Origin of the sequence: Microbacterium sp. F2E (assembly GCF_020905435.1) — a bacterium.
Taxonomy (GTDB): Bacteria; Actinomycetota; Actinomycetes; order Actinomycetales; family Microbacteriaceae; genus Microbacterium; species Microbacterium lacticum.
Window position 1 is genome coordinate 1 of record NZ_JAJJIB010000001.1, and the last position, 22,467, is coordinate 22,467.

Here is a 22,467-nt window from a genome sequence, read left to right on the forward strand (position 1 = left end):
GCTACGAGAACACCTACGCGGCCGCGAGATCAGCTACCCTCACGGAAGCGGCATAACCGAAATGACACCGTGTCCACGATCCGGGGTCAAGGCCCCAGATCGTGATTGAAGCGCATGGCCAGAATGCGACACCAATTGGCACGGGCTTCTTGGTCGGCTCGGGACGCTACCTAGTAACGGCGAAACATGTCGTTGACGCGGCCAATGGACAGGCGCTTCGCGCCGGCCTCGCGGGTGTCGACTATCAGGACGACGACGTTGAACTTCGAGCGGCCTTCATTCACGCGCCACTTACCTTGCTCGCTCAGGACCCCGCTAATGACCTAGCACTGCTTGAGGTGGACATGCCCCCCGACGCAACATCGGTCGAGTTCGCTATGACCGATGTCGACACGGGAAAGGTGTACACGAGCGGGAGGACTGCCCCGGTCACATTCTCAGGGATCCGAGTGACGGACGGAATGGAGATAGCAGTGAGCGGATTCCCGCTCGCTGCACCTGCTCTCGTGACGACTCGGGGAATCATTGCTAGTACGTTCGCGCCGCAGAATCCTGCTGATCCGAAGTCGGTGGTCGACTTCCTTTGCGACATCACGGCCATCAGCGGAAACAGCGGAGGGCCTGTCTACCGAGTGACTGATGGGTCGGTGGTCGGTCTGGTCAAGGCAGTGAAGCTCGCCAATGTTGGAGCAGGGAACTACTCCGTTCCGCTTGCGGTAGTCACACCCTCGAAGCACATAGTCGAACTCCTCGACTCCACAGGTGTGCCGCATGGCGGTCTCGCTGAGATCAAGCCTCCCCCGAAGCCAAGGACCAAACGCCGCTGATGCGGTGTCGGAGATCAGATTAGTTCCGAGGCGCTGGTGCGCACTTCTCGACAGCTGGAGAATGAGCTCGATCGATTGCGAGCAAACGGTCCGCCACCGCGCGTCGCGGGGTACGGATCGGCAGATCTCGGTGGGACTCCGGGACGAAGTCACGAGCGGGCGTGTGCCATCCCGACGGCTCCAACTCAATCGTCGTCTGCGGCATGCATCGACCGTAGCGAAGGCCGCCGATCGTCGCGCGCCCTTACCGGGCGGCGAGTTGCGGAATGAAAAGCTCGCTGCCCCACCGGACCGTAAGCCGGTCCTTCAGGGCAGCAATCGGGGAGAGTCCGCGAACCACACCGATACGCCCTCCCAGGCGCACGGATAGTCCGCCCGCAAGCTCTCTCGATGACCGCCCGCTAATCGAGCGGCTTTATCTCCCCATCCCCCGCCCCGCGCTCGGCCCTCCAACTATCGGCCCAGCACCCGGCTGCACCGTCTGCTCCCTTGCCGCACGCCGCAACTCCGCCGCCGCGGCGCGCACCGCATCCTGCATCGTCAACTCGGGAGTCCCGCGCTGCATCGAGTCGGCGAGGCACTCGCGAGCCTCAGCATCCGTCGGTGCAACGACGATCGCGGCGTTGTGCACCCGCCCGCGGGTGAGGCCGACGTAGAGCCCCGCGGCATCCACACCGGGACCGACCACCGACGCGTCGGCCGTGTCACCCTGCACGCCATGCACGGTGGACGCGTACGCGAGCTGCAGGTGCTCGCGCGCGTAGTCGGCAGACACACGCGCCAGCTCGCCACTGTCGCCCACCGACACGAGGTCGACGGACTCGTCGCGGATCTCTCGCACGATCCACTGTGCACGGTTCTCAACGCCCATGCGCCGGTCGTTGCGGCGGGTCTGAACGGTGTCGCCCACGAGGAGGCGCTGCTCCCCCATTCCCCACGCAACCGTGCCGGAGTCGAGTTCGCCTTCCTCGACTCGCCGCTGCTGGATGGCGTCGTTGATGGCATCCGCTTCGGCGTTCGTGCCGGACACGAGCGTCACTCGCTTGCCGCGCGCATGCCACTCAAAGTAGGCCTCGATCATCTGTTCGCGTGTTGCGTCCAGATGATCGACCCGGTCGACGTGACCACGCTCCGCGAGCTCGCGCGCCACCGACAGCGCCTGCTCGCGCTCGCCCGCGTTCCGCAGACGCAACGTGAGTGCCGCATACTCGGGATCGCGGAACCGATGCACCGTGTCGAGCTCGACGGCGGCGTTCGCGTGCCGGATCGCGGAATCCATCGCGCCCGCATGCCCGACCGGCAACGCCTGATGCGTATCCCCCACGAATGCCAAGCCGGCACCGTTCTCGATCGCGAGCTCGACGAGGACGTTCGCCGCCTGTAGGTCGACCATGCCGGCCTCGTCGACGACGATCCGATCGCGTGAGCGCAGCTGGTACCGGGTCGGGCCGCCGTACACGGCGCCCGTCGCGACGTCGACGTCCCCTGGGCGAAGCCGCGTCCAGACCATCGCGCCCGCCTCATCGCGGCCCCATCGACAGCCATGGTCCATGAGAAGTGCGTGAAGGCTGGATGCCGCGGCCCCAACCTCACGAGACGCCACCGACGCCGCCTTGCGCGTGGGAGCAACGACGAGCATCCGCGGGTGCTGCGCCGCGAGCGCGGCGAACGTGACGCGGAGCATTGTCGTCTTCCCTGTGCCGGCGGGGCCGATCACCGTCACGAGACCGTCGGTGCCGGCGATGGCGCACGCCGCGACAGCTTGCGATGCATCCAGAGCCGAAACATCTTCGTCGTGCGCGAACCGGTGCAACTCGTGCGGCAGCAGCGAGCGCCCCGGTCGGGCGATCACGTCCAAACGGCCGGCGAGGCGTATTTTGGCGCGCACGGTCGCGGTAGCCATGAAGGCTTTCGCGTGCGCGGGTGGAGCATCGGCGATGACGCGGTGTGCGGCACGGGTGGCGCGCTCGGTGACGTCGGCGATGACTCCGTCGAGCCGGTCACGATCGGCAACCACGCCCGTCCGCGAGAGTGCGCGGACCGCGCCTGCGCGGAGGTCGAACACGCTGAACCTCCCACCGCTCGAGGTGGACCGCTGGTCCGCGTCGACAACGGCCTGCGCAGCGAGCAGATCGAGGTCGACGGCCTCCAGCCGGCTGGCAGCGAGGGGAACGGCCGCGCGCGGCGCGATCAGATTTGGATCGACCGCCGCGATCTCGTCGCGGACCGTCGCCTCCCACAACTCCTCATCGATGCCGGCGGATTTGTTCGGACGCGCCACTGCCCAGGCGCGGCGGTCGATGTGCTGCAGGGTCTCGATGCTCGGCGCCGATCCTCCGTGCTCGGCCGACCATTCCGCGATCAGGCGCGCACGGTTGGATTCGATCTGCGCGGATCGACGCGACAGTGGACGCACAGCGCCGGCGAGTTCGGCGATCTCGCCCGAGTCGTTGAGCGTGTACCCGTGGCGTGCGAGCGCAGCGCTCCATGCCGGGTCGGTGCGGGCGGCGAGTTCGCCTTCGGCGTTGATGACGGTGTGCAGCTTCATCGCGACACGGGAGTCGAGATTCGACCATTTGCCATCCGCACCGAGCACCTTGATGTTCAGCCACAGGTGGCGGTGGATGTGCGGGTCGAGGGCGCGCGAGCGGCGGTGCTGCAGCTCGACGACTTCGATGCGGGTGATGGCTTCGCGGATGAGCCCGTTGTGTCCGCGGCGCGCGTTGAGCTCGCTCTGCCAGGTCAGCAGGATGCGGTCGCGCAGGCGATCCTGCAGCGCTTCGAACTCGATGGCGAGATCCGGGTGCAGGAGCGCGGCGATGCTGTAGGTCTTGGGGTGGTTGATCGTCCCGTCGAGGAGCAGGTCGGCGTCGGGGCTCAGCCGCTGGCGGCCGCGCTCCTCCCCCGTGATCGGGTCGTGACCGGTGATCCAGACGCGCAGTCCGCCGGCGGTGAGCTGATCGCTCCCGATCCGGCCACTCGCGACGATGAACCGGGTGACGGTCGATTCGGATGCCTCGGCGTACGCCTCGAGCGCCTCAACGCCGCTGGTGGGTGATCGGTGTGCGTCGCAGGTTCCCTCGAGTGCATAGGCGATCGCCTGCCGGACGCCGCGCGAATCGACGCCCCGCTTCCACCGCTCCAGTCCCCCGCGCATGACGCCAGGGTAAGCTCGTGATTTTCAGATTATCCAGGTATTTTTTGAAGATGCAGGCAAGTGGAGCGCGATGCGTCTAGATGGTTCCGGCCATCACGGATGCCTGCGTGCATTGATCCTTCTCGTTTCCTTATCTTGCTCGTTCTCACTAGACGGTCTTCTCCCTTCTGATCAAGCATGGTCGTTCCCGACTCCGCAGCCATCACTGTGAGAACGCGGCTCTTCCGACGGCGCACCCGGTCGGCCTGCGCGTCGGCCCCGAGCGAGCGCAGCAGCATCTCTGCCGAGTCGAACGCGCGGTAGGTCTCCGCGAGCGTGAGTTCCTCGTCATACGCCCACCTCTTGCGGACGTTCCGCAACTCGCTCGCCCAGTTCTGCGATTGACGCCCGAGCACTCCCGCGAACGGATACCTGAGCGAGCCGAACCACTCCGTGTTGGCGCGAAGGATGAGGGAGAGATCGCGCGGGTTGTAGCGGGCTGCGCTGCGTCCTGCCTGCCACTCTGTCGTCGCCAGGATCTCCGTCCAATCGGACACCTCCGGCGCGAGCGCCCCGAGGCGGGGCACGACGACCGGGACCGAGCCCCTCGCTTACAGAGTCGAGAGCTACCTCGACGTGATTCCGCGGGTCATAGTCACACCCTCGACGACCGATGCCCCCTACCGCCCCTCATCTGATCGTCCGCCGGATGATGCCGCGCATCAGTAAGCCCACTCCCATCCGACGGGGCTTCCGCCCATGGCCAGCACCACTGCGCCGGTCGGCGAGGCGACATCAAGGACGATCCAGCCGGAGACGCTCTGCCCAGGTCCGATCTGCGCGGGGAGCTGCTGAGACGAGTCGAGGCACGTCCATGCGTTGCCGATGGGGTCGTTCAGCCGCTTGCCATCGGCGTCGTACGCCTGCCAGTCGTACTGCGTGAATGACACCCACGGGAACTCCTCTTCGGCGAGTTCCGGGGTCGACTCGACGTTGAGGTGGATGCCGAGGTAGTGGCCGTTCGCGGGGCTGTCGGGGAATCCGCTGTCGCAGGTGGGGTCGAGGACGAGATCCGTCACCGCGAACCGCGAAGTGACCACGTCCGAGGTCAGCGAGGATGTACCCGCCAGCTGCCCGATCGTCTTGACGAGATTGCCGCGGGAGTTCTTGACCGCTTCGCCGAACTCCGAGGCAGCTTCGCTCGGAGTAGGCGTCGCCGTCGCTGCCGGCGTAGTGTCGGGCGTCTTGCCCGTATCCGCAGGCGCCGCGGCCGAACAGGCGGCAAGCGACAGCGCGAGCGCGGCGATCGTCGAGATGGATGTGATGGTGCGCATAGTGATGTCCTTTACGAGAGCGAGACAACGGGAGACGGTTCTCCCCCGTGACTGGTTGTGAGCGGCGGGTTGTGCAGCAAGAAGGGGATGGAGCGAGCGGGTTTTCCGGCGCCGGCACTCAGGCCGCGTCCTGCTCATCGGTCGCGTCCAGTTCGGCGAACTTGGCCGCCATGGTCGGATTTCCCTTGGTCAGCTTCTTGACCGTGAGCGCCGTCGCCTTGTCGTTCGCGAGGCGGAGGTTGTTCTCAGATCCGAGCAGGTTGTCCTTGACCTTCTGGAGCCGGTCGATCGCGTTGTCGATCTCCTTGATCGCGGTATCGAACTTGCCCTTGGCGAGCTGGTAGTTGCGGCCGAACGCCGACTTGAAGCCCTCGAGCTCTGACTCGAAGTCGGTGATGTCGATGTTCTGCTTCTTGATCTGCTCGAGCTCGGCCTTGACCACGATTGTGTCCTGCGCGGCGTTGCGCAGCAGGGCGATGATCGCGAGGAAGAACTGCGGGCGGACGACGAACATCTTCGGGTACTCGTGCGACACGTCTGTGATGCCGGCGTAGAGGTCAGAGTCCTCTTCGAGCATCGAGACGAGCACCGCGTACTCGCAGCCCTTGTCGTTGCGGTCCTTGTCGAGCTTGGCGAAGAAGTCGCTGTTCTTCTTCTTCGTGGCGGTTACGTCGGACTCGTTCTTCATCTCGAACATAATCGAGACGTACTCCACGCCGTCATCGCTGAAGTCCCGGAAGACGTAGTCGCCCTTCGTCCCGGAGGACGCGTCGTTGTCTTTCCCGAACGCTGCGTTGGGGAACGCGAGCGAGCGCATGCGGTTGAACTCGATCTCGCAGTGCTGCTCGAGGGTCTCGCCGAGGAGCTTGACCGACAGCTTGGCTTTCATGTCCTTGTACCGGGCGATGAGCTCATCTTTCAGAGCGAGCTCCTTAGTGTGCGCCGCCTCGAGCGCGGCGTCTTTGACCTTCTGCTCGGCCGACAGGAGGTCCAGCTTGCTCTTCGCCTCGGTGAGGTTCTTCTCCGCCGCCGACACAGCCTTCGTGACGGCAAGCTCCTGCTCGGTCGCCGCCGACGTAAGCGCGGAGGCGAGCTGCTGGATCTCCGCGTCCTTCGCGGCGCTGATCTTCTGCGCCTGCTGCGCTGCGTTCGCCACAGCGAGAGCGATCTCGGCTTCTTTGGCCTTCTCGGCTGCCGTGAGGCGTGCGTGAAGCTCGTTCTCGAACTCAGCAGTGCGTACCTGTTGCGCGATGTCGGCGTACTGCGCCTCGTCGATGGTGAAGAGGGTGCCGCAGTGCGGGCACCTGATCTCGTTCGCAGCGGTGGTCGGCGTGATGTGGGTCATGAGCATCTCCAGTCGTGTGACAGTGGTCCGACAGGCGGGGCGTCCCCCCGACGCGCCCCGCCTGCGGTAGCGACGTGATGTCGCCGAACTGATCGTGGAGCACATGCGCACCTCTCCAGGCGATGCGTGTCGATAAGACGCCTTATCAGTCGATCCGTTGGCAACGAGAACATTCGGAGTAGGTTGGCCTCATGTCCACAGCGCCATCGCTCCTCATCGACCTGGCCGGCGTCGCCCGGCTGGCCGGCGTGCAGCGTCCGGTGGCGTCGATGTGGCGTTCGCGGTTCGCGGCTGCGCCGGATCCCTTTCCGGAGCCGATCGCCGACGAGGGCGACCGGCCCCGTTTCGACGCAGAGCAGATTGCCGACTGGCTTGCGCGCACCGGGCATGGCAACAACCCGGAGGCGCGTGCGGATGCCGCCGCCGCTGCCACTCCCCCGGACTTCTCCTTCTCCGATGCCAGCGCCGTTGCCGAGCTGCAGGCGCTCATCACCCTGCAGGCGCAGATCGATGCCCTCGATGACCTGTCGCATTCAGAGATCGAAGAGGCAGCCGCCGGCACGGATGCCCATGATCATTTGCTCCGCCGCGAGATCACTGCACATGTAGCCCGTGGGGCACCGTGGCTCACTTTCGCCACGAGCCTCGTCGACGCGGCCTACTCTCCGTCTGCGGCGTTGAGACTTGTCAACCGGCGCCACGCAACATCGAATCGGGCGGCGGGATCCGCGGGGCCACTCGTCTCCGACGCCATCGCCCTGGTTGCCGACGCCACGCTCGCCCTTGCCGGTAATAATCCCACCGTAATCTTGGATGCCAGCGACACCGAGTTGTCCTCGGCTATCGCAACCGCACTCGGCGACGGTGCGAGCATCGTCTTGCCTGCTGGCGTGGACTCTCGCCGTGTCCGGCGCCAACTGCTCGTCGATGGGCATTGGGTCGCTGACGCAACGGAACCCGCCGCTCGCTCGTTCACGGTTGCTCGTGTCCCCTCTGATCGCAGCGAAGACGTGTCGGCGATCTTGCAATCGGTCGACGAGATCTGCCTGTCTTTGCGAGATTCCGACGCGGCGGTCGTCGTCGGCCCTGCGCGGGCACTCGTAGACCTATTGGCTCCCGCCGACGAACGGGCACGCGCAGATATCCTCCGCTCCGGCCGCGTGCGGGGTATCGCACGCCTGTCGAGTGGCCTCGTCGACAGTGCTGTCCGCGAATCACTCGCCCTCTGGATCCTCGGCGAACCCAAAGGCGAGGTCCCACCCGCGCACCGGATCACCGCGGTCGCCGATCTCACCGGTGTAGCGCTCACCCCTGCGACGCGCGCCGACTTGATATCCGACTTGGTGGCGGGCATGGGTGGCGGGCGGGATCTGCGTGCCCACAGTTTCCGGTTCGCGTCCTTCGTTGCGACGGCCTCGCTCCAGGCGCGGAGCGGATCACTGGTGGCATCGGTGACGCGGAAACCCGCGGCCACGACCGAGGAGGCGGCAGAGCTTCCCGCCCTCCTCGACATCGCGGCCGAGGCAGTCCGTGCCGACCTCGCGCCGATCGAGATCGCGCCGGATCAGCACGATGTTCCGCGCGCCGCTTCCGTAGCAGAGCTGATCAGGGACGGACACGTGAGGAGGATTCAGGGCACGCGCCTTGACCCTGCGTTGCTGGGCTCGGAAGGGCTCGTCGTCGTGACCGCATCTGATCTCGACGAGCCCGCGTCGATCGGCAGTGCCCGTGTCGACCAGCTCGCGTTTGCAGGTCGGCACCCTTCCACACAGCTGACCCGCCCCGGCGACGTGATCTTCCGCACCAGCCCCACCGCCGCCGCGTGGGTCGACACCGACGGCTCAAAAATCGTCGCCTACCCGGCCCGCGTGCTGCGCATCACGACCGCGGACCCCGGCGGTCTCGTACCCGAGATCGTCGCCGCAGACATCGCTGGTGCGCCGGCCGGGCCTGGTGTGTGGAAGCGATGGACGCTGCGTCGCGTCGCCCCACGCACGATCGCGCCGCTCCGACAGGCAATCGCCGACATCACGACCGCCCGCCGAGACCTCGAGGACCGTGCTGCGCGCCTCACTGACTACGCCGCCTTGATCATCGCTGGTGCGACGTCAGGTGCGGTGACCATGATCGACTTAGACCACGCCGCGGACGCGGCAACCACGCAGTAAGGAACACCCATGCCCCGCACACCGAAAGCCGCGCCCGCGGCGCCGTCGACGATGAAAGAGCTGAAGGACACGCTTTGGAAGGCGGCCGACAAGCTGCGCGGCTCGATGGATGCCTCGCAGTACAAGGACGTCATCCTCGGCCTCGTCTTCCTGAAGTACGTCTCGGACGCCTTCGACGAGCGCCGCGCAGGCATCCGCGCCGAACTCGCCGCCGACGGGTACGACGATGACCAGATCGCGGAGCTCATCGACGACACCGACGAGTACACGGGGCGCGGAGTCTTCTGGGTCTCCGCAAACGCGCGATGGGGGTTCCTCGCCGAGCACGCGAAGGGCGGATCGGTCGACGGTGTCGACAAGACGATCGGCCTGATCATCGATGAGGCGATGGATGCCGTGATGCAGGCGAACCCGCAGCTGTCGGGCACGTTGCCGCGCATCTTCAACCGTGACAACGTCGACCAGCGCCGGCTCGGCGAGCTGATCGACCTGTTCAACTCGGCGCGATTCACGACGCAGGGGCAAGGCGGCTCGGACGGGCGCCGCGCGCGCGACCTGCTCGGTGAGGTGTACGAGTACTTTCTCGAGAAGTTCGCCGCCGCCGAAGGCAAGCGAGGCGGGGAGTTCTACACGCCCGCCGGTGTCGTGCGCGTTCTCGTCGAGATGCTGCAGCCCACGCACGGGCGCGTGTACGACCCCGCGTGCGGGTCGGGTGGCATGTTCGTGCAGGCCGAGAAGTTCATCGACGCCCACCACGGCGAAGGCTCCGACATCTCGGTCTACGGGCAGGAGCTCAACGAGCGCACCTGGCGCATGGCGAAGATGAACCTCGCCATCCACGGACTCACCGGCAACCTCGGGCCGCGCTGGGGCGACACGTTCGCCCGCGACCTGCACCCCGACCTGCAGGCCGACTTCGTCATGGCGAACCCGCCGTTCAACATCAAAGACTGGGCGCGCAACGAAGAAGACCCCCGCTGGCGGTTCGGCGTTCCCCCGGCGGGCAACGCGAACTACGCATGGATCCAGCACATCCTCTCCAAGCTCGCCCCCGGGGGGCAGGCGGGCGTCGTCATGGCCAACGGCTCGATGTCCTCGAACTCCGGCGGTGAAGGCCAGATCCGCGCCGAGATCGTCGAAGCCGACCTCGTCTCATGCATGGTCGCGCTACCCACACAGTTGTTCCGCTCCACCGGGATCCCCGTGTGCGTCTGGTTCTTCGCGAAGGACAAGGGCAAGCGCGCCGGCGAGGTGCTCTTCATCGACGCCCGCAACCTCGGCCACATGGTCGACCGCGCCGAGCGCGCCCTGTCCGACGACGACATCGCCGTCATCGCCGACACCTACCACTCTTGGCTCGGCCGTGACGTCGTCGCTCCCTCTCCGGTCGTTGAGCGAGGGAGCGAAGCGACCGAGTCGAAACGCCCCGCCTACGAGAACGTCCCCGGCTTCTGCTATTCCGCAACTCTCGCCGAGATCAAAGCAGCCGACTACGCTCTGACTCCCGGCCGCTACGTCGGTGCCGCCGAGGTTGAGGACGACGGCGAACCGATCGAGGAAAAGCTCGCCCGGCTGCGGACGGAGCTCGACGCACAGTTCGCCGAGTCGGCCCGGCTGGCGGAAGTCGTTCGCGAGCAGCTCGGGAGAGTGTCGTGAACCGGCTCGTGCTCGGAGACTCACTAGACGCACTGCTCGATCACAGGGGGAAGACGCCGAAGAAGCTCGGCGGAGACTTTGCGCCCGCCGGTATCCCTGTTGCTTCAGCTCTGCTTGTCCGCGACGGGCGACTTGACCTGTCTGGCGCGCGCTATGTCTCGGACGAGATGTACGCGAAGTGGATGCCAGAGCGCACCAGACGTGGAGACGTCATCCTCACGAGCGAGGCGCCGGCCGGCCGGGTCGCGCGCGTGGACACCGACGATCCTCTCGTGCTGGGGCAGCGCTTGTTCTGCCTGCGCGGCAAGGCCGGCGTACTGGATTCGGGATTTCTGTACTACGCGCTTCAATCTCACGCCGTACAGACATCGATCCTTGGCCATTCGACCGGCACCACGGTAGTGGGGATCCGGCAATCGGCACTTCGATTGGTTCAGATTCCCGCGCCGCCCTTCCCCGAGCAGCAAGCGATCGCCGAGGTGCTGGGCGCCCTCGACGACAAGATCGCCGCCAACACCGCCCTCGCCTCCACGGCGGAGTCATTTTCCGCTTCAATAGCGGCGACCGCGCCGGCGAGCATCCCGCTTGGATCGCTCGCGGAGCTGTCTAAGCAGCAACTGCACCCCGAATCGCTCGGCGATCGATTTGTGGACCATTTCAGCCTTCCTGCGTTCGATGCCGGCGCACTTCCGAGCACCGAACTGGCGTCGGCGATCAAGAGCAGCAAATTCGTGCTCACCGAAGAAAGCATCCTTCTCTCCAAGCTCAACCCGCGCTTCCCCCGTGTATGGCGTGCGGCTCCCGCCTCGAGGCCGGCTCTCGCGTCAACCGAATTCCTCGTGCTGCGGTCACCCGAGGTGACGACACGACTGCTGTGGGCCTCCATCTCCGACCCAACGTTTGCGAAGGCTCTGGATGCACGAGTCGCCGGGACTTCTGGCAGCCACCAGCGAGTAAAGCCCGCTGACGCGCTTACCGTGAAGATCCGGGACCCGCGAGCGCTCCCCGAGAGAGCACAATCGCTGATCGAGCACGTGCTCCGCGCGGCATCGCTTGCACGAGAAGAATCACGCACGCTCGCCGCGACACGCGACGCACTCCTGCCGCAACTCATGTCAGGCAAGCTCCGCGTTCGCGATGCGATTCGCGCCGCCAAGGAGGTGGTGTGAACGTGGACTTCCTCGACGAGGCCATCCGTCCGCTCTTCGGCACGTGGGCCCCCTGGATACTGGTCGGCGCAACCCTCGTGGTGTGGATCGTGACGAAGGTCGTGCCCGGTTGGCTCACCAGCAGAGCGAAGAACCTACGCGGGTCTCCATCGTCTGAACGTTACTGGCGTTCCCGTCTTGCAGAAGCTCTGGAGCAGTATGAGGCCGCGCTGCCCGAACCTGAGCGGGGCGAGTTCACCGCCCGCGTGGCCAAGGCACGCACGATGGTCGAGGCGCATGAGGCGCGCCGGCGACTCGGCATGGGTGGAGTCGTCGGCGCGTGGGTCGCGACAGTGGCCTTCCTCATTGCGGCGGCGTTGTTCTGGGGCGGCGCATTCTCAAGCCCCATGGCGTTCGTAATCGCGATCGTCCTCACCGTGCTCACCTTTACCTTCGAGTTCCTAGCGCTGTTCACCACGTCGTGGGTTAATGCGCGTGTGCTCATCCTCGCCGAAGCGGGACGACGCGGACACAGCGACCTCGTGCGCGACGACCCATGGTGTGTACTGCGTGAGTACGATCACTGGATTTCGATCCCGCCCCGCGATTCGAAGGAGCGGAAAGCGGATGACAAGGCGAAGACCAGTTGGCGAACGCGGTTCGAGCGTTCGGTGCTCGGCCTCAGTGCCTTTCCGTCCGTAGCGGTGATGGACGAAGACATCTGGCGCGCGTATACGATGTCCACGCTGGCGAGTCCGATCACAACGACGCGCAATTCCAACGCACCTGCATGGCCACACGTCCCCCAGTCACCCGATGATCCTGGAGAAGCTGGTCCCGCGAGGGGTGCTGCAACTACCCCGAAAGGTCAATGAGCGCGATGAGATTCTTCAGCAAGCCCGTACCGTTGTGGTCACACTTCGCCGTGTTCGGCGTGGTCGTTCTCGTGGTGGGAGCTCTCGCCGGCGGGTACCTGGCCGGCATATTCACACCGCCCTGGCTCGTCGCCGCGCTGGGGTCGCAAAGCGTCATCAAGAACGAGCAGGTCGTCACTTCGATGGAGAAGAAAGAACAGACGGTGCTGCTGGAGTTGGGGGTCAAGGGCGTCTCGGAGGCAGAAGGCATCCCGCCCGCCGTTCTCAAGGACTTCCCGCTGCTCAAGAAGGCCCGATACATGATCTACAGCGGCAAGGTGAAGCTCGGTGTCGATTCCGTCCTCGTGAAGGCAACAGGCGATCACACTTTCACGGTCAGCGTTCCGGAGTTCATCTGGATCGGTGACGATGTCAACGTCGATCGGGTCATCAGCTCCGACGGTCTGCTGAGCGCGTTCACTGCGCAGAAGAGTGAAATCGAGCAAATCAATAATCTCGTCAGCAGCGCCGATCGGGCTTACTACCTCGAGCAGAACCGCCAGACTCTACGCGATCAGGCTGAGTTCGTCTTCACCAAATACGCCAAGAGCATTGACCCAGAGGCAACCTTGAAGTTCGTCTACGCCGACGGAGAAGCCGAGTGAACGACGAGGCCCACGCCACCCTTGACCCGAAGCCCTTCCTCGACGCGACCGAGAAGGCTAAGTCGCGATATGGGCGGTTCAACCTCGCCGTCGTCGGCGGCACCGGTGTCGGCAAGTCGTCGCTCGTGAATGCGGTGTTCGGTCGCGACCTGGCGGCGGTCGGCAAGGGACTGCCTGTAACGCGGGGGGCGCACTACTTCCACGACGACGCGCTGGGCATTTGGGACCTCGAGGGGTTCGAGATCGGCTCGCACAAAACTCCCGCCGAGTCGCTGCGCGAGAGCCTCGCCGCGATCCGGCAACGCCCCGACGATGAGCAGATCTCCGTCGTGTGGTACTGCGTCAACTCACACGCCGACCGGCTGCAAGAGCCCGAGATCGCGATGATCGACGAACTCTCATCGGCCGGCTTCCCCGTCATCCTGGTGCTCACCAAGGTCGACTGGGCCAAGAACCCGATCACCGGTCAACGCTCAGTCGCAAAGGACTTGCGTGATTTCGTCGACTGGCTCGAAGAGCCCGTCGACCGCACCGGCCAGCCGATCATGCTCCCGATCGAGAGTGTCATTCTCACCTCGACCCGCGACAAGCACGGGAAGGGCAAAGGGCATGGTCTCGGTGAGCTCGTCGCGGAAACGCTCGCCCTTTCGCCTGACAACGAGAAGGATGCCTTTCGCATCGCCCAGCGACTCAACCTCCCCTGGAAGCGTGAAATGGCGCGACCCATCATCACCGCCGCCGCAACCGCGGCAGCCGGCGCGGCCGCGGTTCCCCTCCCTGTCGCGGATGCACTTACCTTGGCGCCGATCCAACTCGGAATGATGGGGCGAATCTCCGCCATCTACGACATGGAACTGAAGACGATGCTCTCGGCGTCCGCCCTTGCCCAGCTCAGCGTGCAGATGTCCGGGCAGGCGCTTGCCCGCAGCCTCATCAAGCTCATCCCCGGCGCCGGCAGCGTCATCAACAGTACGGTCGCGTTCGCCCTCACCGCGGCAACCGGAGAGGGATGGATGCGCCTGTGCGAGCAGGTTCACACCGGAAAGATCGACGTCACGCGCATCCAGGAGGCATGGGGCGACTACGCCCCCGGGTTCGTGGATGTCGTACGCAGGATGGCAGGGCAGCGCAACGGGTCTTAGCGCCGGAACTCCCCCGCCCGACGAATGTATAAAGAAATATAAAGCGATATAAAGCCGCACGAGGGGATGAAGAGTCATGACGACGAGCCCGTTCCGCGCCGGATTCGGCAAGTCGCCGCCCGTCCTGGCGGGCCGCGACGACATTCTCGATGAACTCAGCGATGCTTTGGTCGAAGGAACCTGGACGTCGGAGCGCGCATCGCTGGTCGAAGGGCTCCGCGGCGTCGGAAAGACCGTCCTGCTCAACGCGGTCGAGGATCGCGCCCGCGAACGAGGATGGATCGTCGTCAGCGAAACGGCGACTCCCGGCTTCACCGACCGCATCGCCCGCGACCACCTTGCACGCGCGATCCACCGCCTTGATCCGCCCCCGACGCATCGGCTGAAGGGTGTCACCGTCGGCCCCGGGGCGGTCGACCTCGAGCCACAAGCAGCACCCGACTACCCGCTCTCGCTGCGTTCGCAACTCCAGCGGGCAGCGGAACTCAACGCTCCCCGCGGCATCCTCATCACTCTCGACGAGATCTCGTTGCGCGCGGCCGACGATCTCGCACATTTCACCGCCGAGATCCAGCACGCGATTCGGGAAGATCTGGAGGTCACCTTCGTCGGCGCCGGGCTTTCCGACGCCATCACCGAACTGCTGTCCCAACGGAGTCTGACATTCCTGCGTCGCGCGGTACGGATGCCGATCGGACTGCTTCTGCCCGACGACGTGAAACTCGCGTTGCAGGAGCCCATCGAGGATGCCGGCCGAACGATCGACGAAGACGCACTGGAGTACGCGATGCGCGCCGCGCAGGGCTACCCGTTCATGGCGCAACTGATCGGCGATCTCTCTTGGAAGGTAGCGCCGGAGCGCGACGAGATCGTCTTGCAAGACGTAAAGGTCGCCTACCCGAAGGCACGTCGTCGCATGGGTGCGAACATCCACTCTCGCGCGCTCAGAGAGCTCTCGCCCACTGATCGCACCGTGCTCGCTCATATGGCGCTGTCAGACGGTCCGTCCGCGGTAGCCGACCTTCGGCGAGCGCTCGGCGTCAACCCTCAGCATCTGAACGTCTATCGTCAGCGACTCATCGACGCCGGAATGATCCGCTCGGCCGGCCACGGTCAGGTGGATTTCGCCCTTCCCTACCTGCGCGACTACCTCCGCGAGCACACGGTCACAGACGCCGCCGGGCGACTCGAGGCAATGCCGGAGTATCCGCCGGCACCCGAACTAGACGACGAGGAGCAGCGCGGATGACACTCACCGAATCGTCCTGGGAGAACGACGCACTCGAAACGCTCGCGGAGCCTCTCGGGTGGCGTCCGCTGCCGGGCAGCGAGATCGCGCCCGGCAGCGGCGAGCGCGACACGTGGGACGACCTACTGATCCGGCCGCGTCTGCTCGAGGCGCTCCGGCGGCTGAACCCCGGCATACCGAGCGAGTATCTGCAGCAGGCGGTCGCGGAGATCGCGGCGCCGAAATCACAGGACGCGATCACCGAGAACCACCGCATCCACCAGTACCTCGTCAGCGGATATCCACTGAGCTACATCGACACAGACGGCATCGAACAGAACCCGCGGCTGCGGCTGCTCGGCACCGACCCGTCTGACAACGACTGGCTCGCCGTCAACCAGCTGACACTCCGGCGCGGTGATCTGCACCGTCGCTTCGACATCGTGCTGTTCGTCAACGGGATGCCGCTGGTCATCGTCGAGCTGAAGCGGGCCGGGTCGGCATCCACTGGCGTCGCCCCGGCACATGCGCAGCTGCAGACGTATCTGCGCGAGTTCCCGATGGCCTTCCGTTTCTGCGTGCTCACTCTCGCGACCGATGGCATCGATGCGAAATACGGCACTCCCTTCACGCCGCTCAACCACTTCGCGCCCTGGAACGTCGACGACGATGGCGTGCCGCTCGCGCAGCCGCGGATCGAGGACGGTGTGTCCGTCGAGCCGATCGACGATGCGCTCAACGGGCTGTTCAATCAAGAGCGGTTCCTGCAGCTCGTGCGCAACTTCACCGCCTTCGACGAGAACGCCGACGGGCTCACGAAGCGCATCGCGAAGCCGCACCAGTACTTCGCCGTGACGAAGGCGGTCGGTTCGACCGTTCAGGCGGTCGAGACCAACGGCAAGGCCGGCGTGGTCTGGCACACGCAGGGGTCGGGTAAGTCGATGGAGATGGAGCTGTACACGAACCTCGTGTCACGGCATCCGAAGCTCAAGAACCCCACCGTCGTCGTCGTCACCGACCGCACCGAACTCGACGGGCAGCTGTTCCAGACGTTCGACCAGAGCCTCCTGCTCGCTGAGAAGCCCGTCCAGGTGCGTGAGCGCGCGCAGCTGCGCAACGAGCTGCGCAACCGGGTCACGGGTGGCATCTACTTCACGACGCTGCAGAAGTTCGGTCTCAGTGAGGCGGAGAAGGCGTCGGGCACGCAGCATCCGCTCCTCACCGATCGCCGCAATGTGATCGTCGTGGTCGACGAGGCGCACCGCAGTCACTACGACGACCTCGACGGCTACGCGCGGCACTTGCGCGACGCCCTGCCGAACGCGACGCTCATCGCGTTCACCGGCACGCCGATCTCGTTCGCCGAACGCGACACGCGGGCGGTGTTCGGCGACTACATCGACATCTACGACCTCACCCGCGCCGTCGACGACGGCGCGACGGTGCCGGTCTACTTCGAGCCGCGGCTGATCAAGGTGTCGTTCGCCGATGGCGCGACCGAGGACGACATCGACCGCGCCGCCGACGAGTACACCCTGGGACTCGACGACACCGAGCGAGCGCGGCTCGAGGCATCCGTCGCCGTGGTAAACGCCGTCTACGGAGCGCCGGAGCGCATCGAGACACTCGCGGCCGACCTCGTGCAACACTGGGAGGAACGGCGTGAGCGGATGAAGCCGTTCCTCGAGTCTCCCGGCAAGGCGCTCATCGTCGGCGGCACGCGCGAGATCTGCGCGCGCCTCTATGCCGAGATCGTCCGGCTGCGGCCCGACTGGCACTCCGATGCGCTGGACGCCGGAAAGATCAAGGTCGTCTACTCCGGCTCGGCATCCGACCAGCCCCCCGTCAGCGACCACGTGCGGCGCGACTCAGAGAACAAGACGATCAAGGCGCGGCTGAAGGATGCCGACGATGAGCTCGAACTCGTCATCGTCAAGGACATGATGCTGACCGGCTTCGATGCCCCGCCCCTGCACACGCTCTACCTCGACCGGCCGCTCAAGGGCGCCCTGCTGATGCAGACCCTTGCACGCGTCAACCGCACCTTCCGCGGCAAGGAGGACGGGCTCCTCGTCGCATACGCGCCTCTGGCCGACAACCTCGCGAACGCCCTCGCGGAATACACAACATCGGATCAGGACAACAAGCCCGTCGGACGAGACGTCGACGAAGCGGTCGCGATAGCGACGGAACTCGTCGCTCAGCTCCGCGAGATGCTCGTCGGCTGCGATTGGCGGGCCATCGTCGCGCGCGGGGGTTCACGAGCGTGGCGGACGGCGGCGACCACGGCGACTAATTTCTTGCGAGACGCGGCCAATCCGCTGAACGACCCGGACCTCGGCAACGACCGGCTCTCGGCGCGGTACCGGACCGCGACCAGCCGGCTCGCGCGGGCGTGGGCGCTCGCGTCGGGCCGCGACGGACTCGCTGAGCTCCACGACGAGATCGCGTTCTACGAAGAGGTTCGCGTGTGGATGGCGAAGTTCGATGCCGCCGAGCGCCAGTCGCGCGACGAGCCGATCCCCGAGGAGATCTCGAGACTTCTGGGGTCGCTCGTCGCCGACTCGATCGCTCCGGGCGAGGTCCTAGACATCTACGACGCGGCCGGGCTTCCACGTCTCGCCCTCGACGATCTCGGGCCCGAGTTCCTCGCCAAGGCTCAGGCGGCGCCGAACGCGCATCTTGCGATCGAAGCCCTCCGCAAGTCGCTGACGGATGCCGGGACAAGCGCGACCCGCGGCAACCTCCTTCGTCAGCGCGCGTTCTCGGAGCGGATCGCGGAGATCATGAACCGCTACACCAATCAGCAGCTAACCTCCGCCGAGGTGATCGCAGAGCTGGTGGAACTGGCGAAAGAGGTCGCCGCCGAGGCATCCCGCGGCACGCACTTCTCTCCGCCGCTGTCGAGTGACGAGCTCGCCTTCTACGACGCCGTGGCCGCGAATGAATCGGCGGTCGATGTGCAGGGCGAGGATGTACTCGCCCAGATTGCGCGAGAGCTCGTCGCTGTGATGCGCCGCGACGTCCGCACCGACTGGACCGTACGCGACGATGTGCGAGCGAAGCTCCGCTCATCGATCAAGCGGCTGCTCGTGAAATACAAGTACCCGCCAGACAAGCAGCCCGAGGCGATCAAGCTCGTCATGGATCAGATGGAGTCGATGGCTCCGCGGTTCGCGGAAGAGCGACGCTGATTCAGCGTGCCGTCGTCATTTCGGAGGTGTCCTCGTGTCAAGAATGATCCCGCCGGAGATCGCGCAGGATGCTGCGCCCGGAGAACTCGATGCTTTCGTGGCGCTACGAGATGCACCAGGCACCGAAGACTGGATCGTCTTCCACTCGCTCGCGATCGGTCGCCACATCACGCAGCGCGAAGGCGAAGCTGATTTCGTGGTCCTCGCACCGGGGATCGGCATGCTCGTCATCGAAGTCAAGTCGCACCTTCGAGTGCAGACGGACAGTGCTGGCCGGTGGAAACTTGGTAGCGACGATTGGACCCAGCGGTCACCGTTCACGCAGGCAAGCGGCGAGTTCCACAGCATTCTGGCCTTCCTCCGCAAACGGTCGCTCGATCCCGTCGGATTCCCGGCAGGCTACGCGGTGTGGTTCACCGCCATCGCCAAGCAGAACATCCCCATGGCGCTCGGATGGAACGACTGGGCAGTCCTCGATGCGAGCGATCTCTCTCACGCGGCGACCGCTGTGCGTCGTGTGCTCGCCGCGGTCGATGCCGATAGCGCCGCCAAGCAGCGCGGATATCGACGTGTTTCGGGCGAACCAACCCTCGAACGGGTGGATCGACTCAGAGAGGCAGTGTCCGCGACGTTCGTCGCTGAGATCAAGCCCGCCGAGCTCAAGCGTCGGCGCGAGAGCGAGATGGCCCGCTTCACAGCGGATCAGGTGCGCACGCTCGATCTGATCGGACGAGTCCCGCGCGTCCTGGTCGAAGGTCCGGCGGGGACGGGCAAGACGTTCATCGCCGCCGAAGCCGCCCGGCGCCACGCCGCCGCCGATGAGCGGGTGCTCGTCGTCATGTTCAATCGTTTGCTCGAGGAGCACCTCGCGGCCCAGCTCGCTGACCTCGATACGGTGACGACGCTGCGCATCCACGCGGAGATGGAGCGGGTGGCGGGCATCCGTTCACCGGAGGGCGCCGGAGCGGAGTGGTACAACGAACACTTGCCCGCGGCCGCACTCGAGAAAGCGACCGAGTCGTCGTTCGTACCGCCGTATGACTATCTGATCGTCGATGAGGCGCAGGACATCGCTTCCGACGCCAACCTCGACTTCCTCGACGCCATGCTGATCGGCGGACTCGGCAACGGCAGGATGCTGTTGCTCGGCGACTTCTCGAATCAGAACATCTTTCGCAGCGGCATCGACGACGGGCGCAGAACGATCGAACAGCGGGTACCCGGCATCGCCCCCGTAGACCTCGATACGAACTGCCGCAACACACGTTCGGTCGGCACGTGGGCCGAGGATGCCAGCGGCCGAGGCGGACTGTGCAGAACGTTCCGGCGCGGGCAGGACGACGAGCACGCGGTGGACGTCACGCTATACAGCACTCGGGACGAGGAGGCGGCGCTGCTCGACGAGGCGATCCGTCGGCTGCGCAGCGAGGGGTTCGGACCGAAAGACATTGTGATCCTCGCGCCCTATCGGGACTCGGTCGCACAGCGCGCCACGGATAGCAGGACACCCGTCTCGACATTGGGGTCCGGCATACGCGACGTATCGTACGTGCGCTGGGGTACCATCCACGAGTTCAAAGGCATGGAAGCGCCTGCCGTGATCCTGACCGACATATCCGGCTCTCATGACCGACTCTCGAGTCTGATCTATGCCGGCGCCACGCGCGCTCAGGATCGACTCATCGTCCTGACGACCCGCGACGATCTGCCCGCAACGCGGACGATGGCATAGCGCCCCGCAGAAGGGTGCGATCCCGGTCCATACTCAAACTAATTACCTGGTCGAAAGCGAAAAACTCTGGTGCCCCTGGAGGGATTCGAACCCCCGACCCGCTCCTTAGGACGGAGTGGCTCTTCCACTGAGCTACAGAGGCTGGCCCTTTGAGTTTAGCGGTGCGGCCGGCGCGGTCTGCCCGGCGCGATCAACCCCGGCATCCACCCGAGAACACGGCGCACAGGCCAGACGTCAGCCGACGCGGCGGAACAGGCGCGCGGCGAGCAGCGATGTCGCACCGACGGTCGCGGCGATCGCCACCAGTCCCGCGAGGGTCGACACGGCGGGCGGTGCGTCTCCCCCGGCCACCGCGAGGTAGGCGACGCCGAAGGCGCAGGCCGAGACGATGGATGCCACCACGAGCAGACCGACCGTTGCGGCCATCCCATGTCGAGGCGTGGCGGCGGCCGGGCGGAGCGGCGCGAGCACCGCTCCCCCGAGAAAGACGAAGATCGCCACCACGAGGATGCCCCCGACGACATCGCTGGGCCGGTGCCACTGGTTGCCGACCAGCAGCGCCCCGATCGCGATGAGCACCACCGCACCGAGGGCGGCGATGAAAGGACGCACCCGCGGCGCGCACACGAGGAAGAGCGCGAACACGGCGGATGCCGCAACCGTCGTGTGCCCCGAGGGGAAGGAGTTGTGCCAGTCCCCGGTCGCACCGTTGTCGGGCCGGCTCAGCAGTTCGTGCTTGAGCAGCTGCGTCGTCAGGTTCGACGCGGCGACGACGGCGAGCGCGACGACGGTCGCCAGCACCTGCCGGCGCAGCAGACCGATGACGACAGCCAGCACGACGACCCCGGCACTGACCAGCGGCACCGCGTCGAGGGCATCGGCGAAGCGCGATGCGGCGGCGAACTGCGCCCCGACCCGCGCCTGCTCGTCGAGCAGCTGACCCATGTAGCCGTGCACGAAGAAGAGATAGAACCCGATGAACGCCACCACGAGCCCGGCGGCGATCGCCAGGAAGTGCCAGGAACGAACGGTCATTCCTCGATGGTCGCACGCGCACCCGAGCAATCCCCAAGACACGCGGCGGAGCTTGCTGTGCACTCCCTACGGATCCGCGCCCGCGTTAGAGTCACCGGATGACACCCGCCGCCACCCCGACTCGCCGCTCCGGATGGGTCGCGGCCGCACTGGCAGGCATCCTGCTCCTCACCGGATGCGGCACCGCTGCCACGGGCGACGACGCGCCACCCTCCGAGACCACGTCGGAGAGCGCCCCGGCGAGCGCCCCCGCGGCATCCCCGGCGACAGCGTCGCCGGGCGACGTGACCCTCCCGCCCGCGGGCGCCGGCTTCGACTACCAGCTGGGCGGCGCCTACCCTCCCCCGGCCGGAGCCACGATCGTCGTCCGCGACCGCACGGCACCGCCCGCGGCGGGCGCGTACGGCATCTGCTACCTGAACGCGTTCCAGACCCAGCCCGGCGAAGCGTCGACCTGGCCGTCCGACCTCCTTCTCACCGACGCCTCCGGCCAGCCCGTCGTCGACCCGGGCTGGCCCGACGAGACCATCGTCGACTCCCGGCAGAGCGACCGGGTCGCCGCGGCCGTCGCCCCATGGATCCAGGGCTGCGCCGACGCGGGCTACCGAGCCGTCGAGTTCGACAACCCCGACACCTACACGCGCACGGACGGCGCGCTCACCCGCGACGACAACCTGCGCCTCGCCCGGTTGCTGGTGACGGCGGCGCACGGCGCCGGCCTCGCCGCCGCGCAGAAGAACGCGGCCGAGGATGCCCCGCTGCTCCGCGCGCAGGCAGGCTTCGACTTCGCCGTGGCCGAAGAATGCGCGGCCTACGACGAATGCGCCGCCTACACCGAGGTGTACGGCGCGCACGTCCTTGCGATCGAATACCCCGACACCCTCGGCGCGCCGCTGTCGGAAGTCTGCGCGCGCCCCGACCGGCCCGCGTCGCTCATCCTCCGCGACCGGAAGCTGGTGACACCGGAGGCATCCGGCTACCGGTACGAGACCTGTCGCTGAGC

General features: G+C 66.1%; 15 protein-coding genes, 1 tRNA gene and 1 pseudogene. 11 read left to right on the top strand and 6 right to left on the bottom strand.

The features are described 5' to 3' along the window. Positions 1–92: 92 nt before the first annotated feature. Positions 93–827, top strand: a pseudogene (locus LOK55_RS00005) (serine protease); the annotation flags it as partial. A gap of 415 nt (positions 828–1,242) precedes the next feature. On the opposite strand, the gene LOK55_RS00010 reads toward LOK55_RS00005, so the two are convergent. The 4 genes from LOK55_RS00010 to LOK55_RS00025 all read right to left on the bottom strand — a co-directional run bounded on the left by LOK55_RS00010 (position 1,243) and on the right by LOK55_RS00025 (position 6,642). Continuing rightward, complete coding sequence (locus LOK55_RS00010; protein ID WP_229933725.1) at positions 1,243–3,984, bottom strand: AAA family ATPase; 2,742 nt, start codon at positions 3,982–3,984, stop codon at positions 1,243–1,245. A gap of 29 nt (positions 3,985–4,013) precedes the next feature. Further along, complete coding sequence (locus tag LOK55_RS00015; RefSeq protein ID WP_229933726.1) at positions 4,014–4,550, bottom strand: Swt1 family HEPN domain-containing protein; 537 nt, start codon at positions 4,548–4,550, stop codon at positions 4,014–4,016. Between the two features lie 135 nt (positions 4,551–4,685). After that, positions 4,686–5,297 (bottom strand): hypothetical protein, encoded by a 612-nt coding sequence (locus LOK55_RS00020; protein WP_196324645.1) that lies wholly within the window; start codon positions 5,295–5,297, stop codon positions 4,686–4,688. 118 nt (positions 5,298–5,415) lie between these two features. After that, positions 5,416–6,642 (bottom strand): DUF2130 domain-containing protein, encoded by a 1,227-nt coding sequence (locus LOK55_RS00025; RefSeq protein WP_229933727.1) that lies wholly within the window; start codon positions 6,640–6,642, stop codon positions 5,416–5,418. Between the two features lie 248 nt (positions 6,643–6,890). Between LOK55_RS00025 and LOK55_RS00030 the strand changes: the two genes are divergently transcribed. The 9 genes from LOK55_RS00030 to LOK55_RS00070 all read left to right on the top strand — a co-directional run bounded on the left by LOK55_RS00030 (position 6,891) and on the right by LOK55_RS00070 (position 20,429). Next, complete coding sequence (locus LOK55_RS00030; RefSeq protein ID WP_229933728.1) at positions 6,891–8,810, top strand: hypothetical protein; 1,920 nt, start codon at positions 6,891–6,893, stop codon at positions 8,808–8,810. A 9-nt stretch (positions 8,811–8,819) separates the two neighbouring features. Beyond that, complete coding sequence (locus tag LOK55_RS00035) at positions 8,820–10,466, top strand: class I SAM-dependent DNA methyltransferase (RefSeq protein WP_229933729.1); 1,647 nt, start codon at positions 8,820–8,822, stop codon at positions 10,464–10,466. Beyond that, positions 10,463–11,635, top strand: coding sequence for a restriction endonuclease subunit S (locus tag LOK55_RS00040; protein ID WP_229933730.1), 1,173 nt, complete (start codon positions 10,463–10,465; stop codon positions 11,633–11,635). The genes LOK55_RS00035 and LOK55_RS00040 overlap by 4 nt, the downstream gene beginning before the upstream one ends. After that, positions 11,632–12,489 carry a hypothetical protein gene (locus LOK55_RS00045; RefSeq protein ID WP_229933731.1) on the top strand — a complete coding sequence of 286 codons (858 nt, stop codon included), beginning with the start codon at positions 11,632–11,634 and terminating at the stop codon, positions 12,487–12,489. Before LOK55_RS00040 ends, LOK55_RS00045 begins: the two co-directional genes overlap by 4 nt. Positions 12,490–12,539: 50 nt before the next feature. Further along, complete coding sequence (locus LOK55_RS00050) at positions 12,540–13,133, top strand: hypothetical protein (RefSeq protein ID WP_229933732.1); 594 nt, start codon at positions 12,540–12,542, stop codon at positions 13,131–13,133. Continuing rightward, positions 13,130–14,275: a DUF697 domain-containing protein gene (locus LOK55_RS14185; protein WP_229933733.1), complete on the top strand. Its 1,146-nt coding sequence runs from the start codon at positions 13,130–13,132 to the stop codon at positions 14,273–14,275. The genes LOK55_RS00050 and LOK55_RS14185 overlap by 4 nt, the downstream gene beginning before the upstream one ends. A 76-nt stretch (positions 14,276–14,351) precedes the next feature. Further along, positions 14,352–15,524, top strand: coding sequence for an ATP-binding protein (locus LOK55_RS00060; RefSeq protein ID WP_229933734.1), 1,173 nt, complete (start codon positions 14,352–14,354; stop codon positions 15,522–15,524). Then, the gene (locus LOK55_RS00065; protein WP_229933735.1) at positions 15,521–18,697 is read left to right on the top strand and encodes a type I restriction endonuclease subunit R; all 3,177 of its coding nucleotides are present in this window, start codon (positions 15,521–15,523) and stop codon (positions 18,695–18,697) included. Before LOK55_RS00060 ends, LOK55_RS00065 begins: the two co-directional genes overlap by 4 nt. 43 nt (positions 18,698–18,740) lie before the next feature. Beyond that, positions 18,741–20,429, top strand: coding sequence for a nuclease-related domain-containing DEAD/DEAH box helicase (locus tag LOK55_RS00070; RefSeq protein ID WP_229933736.1), 1,689 nt, complete (start codon positions 18,741–18,743; stop codon positions 20,427–20,429). A gap of 67 nt (positions 20,430–20,496) precedes the next feature. Here the strand turns inward: LOK55_RS00070 and LOK55_RS00075 are convergent. Together LOK55_RS00075 and LOK55_RS00080 are read right to left on the bottom strand one after the other, a co-directional pair. After that, positions 20,497–20,571: transfer RNA gene (locus LOK55_RS00075), tRNA-Arg, on the bottom strand. Positions 20,572–20,663: 92 nt separating this feature from the next. Further along, on the bottom strand, positions 20,664–21,464 hold the full coding sequence (locus LOK55_RS00080; protein WP_229933737.1) for a phosphatase PAP2 family protein: 801 nt from the start codon (positions 21,462–21,464) through the stop codon (positions 20,664–20,666). A gap of 98 nt (positions 21,465–21,562) precedes the next feature. Between LOK55_RS00080 and LOK55_RS00085 the strand changes: the two genes are divergently transcribed. Beyond that, the gene (locus LOK55_RS00085) at positions 21,563–22,465 is read left to right on the top strand and encodes an endo alpha-1,4 polygalactosaminidase (protein WP_229933738.1); all 903 of its coding nucleotides are present in this window, start codon (positions 21,563–21,565) and stop codon (positions 22,463–22,465) included. Positions 22,466–22,467: the final 2 nt, after the last annotated feature.

What these genes read in the sequence shown, in the direction of transcription:
- LOK55_RS00010 (WP_229933725.1), bottom strand. Translation starts at nt 3,984, where the DNA reads ATGCGCGGGGGACTGGAGCGGTGGAAGCGGGGCGTCGATTCGCGCGGC.
- LOK55_RS00020 (WP_196324645.1), bottom strand. Translation starts at nt 5,297, where the DNA reads ATGCGCACCATCACATCCATCTCGACGATCGCCGCGCTCGCGCTGTCG.
- LOK55_RS00025 (WP_229933727.1), bottom strand. Translation starts at nt 6,642, where the DNA reads ATGACCCACATCACGCCGACCACCGCTGCGAACGAGATCAGGTGCCCG.
- LOK55_RS00035 (WP_229933729.1), top strand. Translation starts at nt 8,820, where the DNA reads ATGCCCCGCACACCGAAAGCCGCGCCCGCGGCGCCGTCGACGATGAAA.
- LOK55_RS00060 (WP_229933734.1), top strand. Translation starts at nt 14,352, where the DNA reads ATGACGACGAGCCCGTTCCGCGCCGGATTCGGCAAGTCGCCGCCCGTC.
- LOK55_RS00065 (WP_229933735.1), top strand. Translation starts at nt 15,521, where the DNA reads ATGACACTCACCGAATCGTCCTGGGAGAACGACGCACTCGAAACGCTC.
- LOK55_RS00070 (WP_229933736.1), top strand. Translation starts at nt 18,741, where the DNA reads ATGATCCCGCCGGAGATCGCGCAGGATGCTGCGCCCGGAGAACTCGAT.
- LOK55_RS00080 (WP_229933737.1), bottom strand. Translation starts at nt 21,464, where the DNA reads ATGACCGTTCGTTCCTGGCACTTCCTGGCGATCGCCGCCGGGCTCGTG.
- LOK55_RS00085 (WP_229933738.1), top strand. Translation starts at nt 21,563, where the DNA reads ATGACACCCGCCGCCACCCCGACTCGCCGCTCCGGATGGGTCGCGGCC.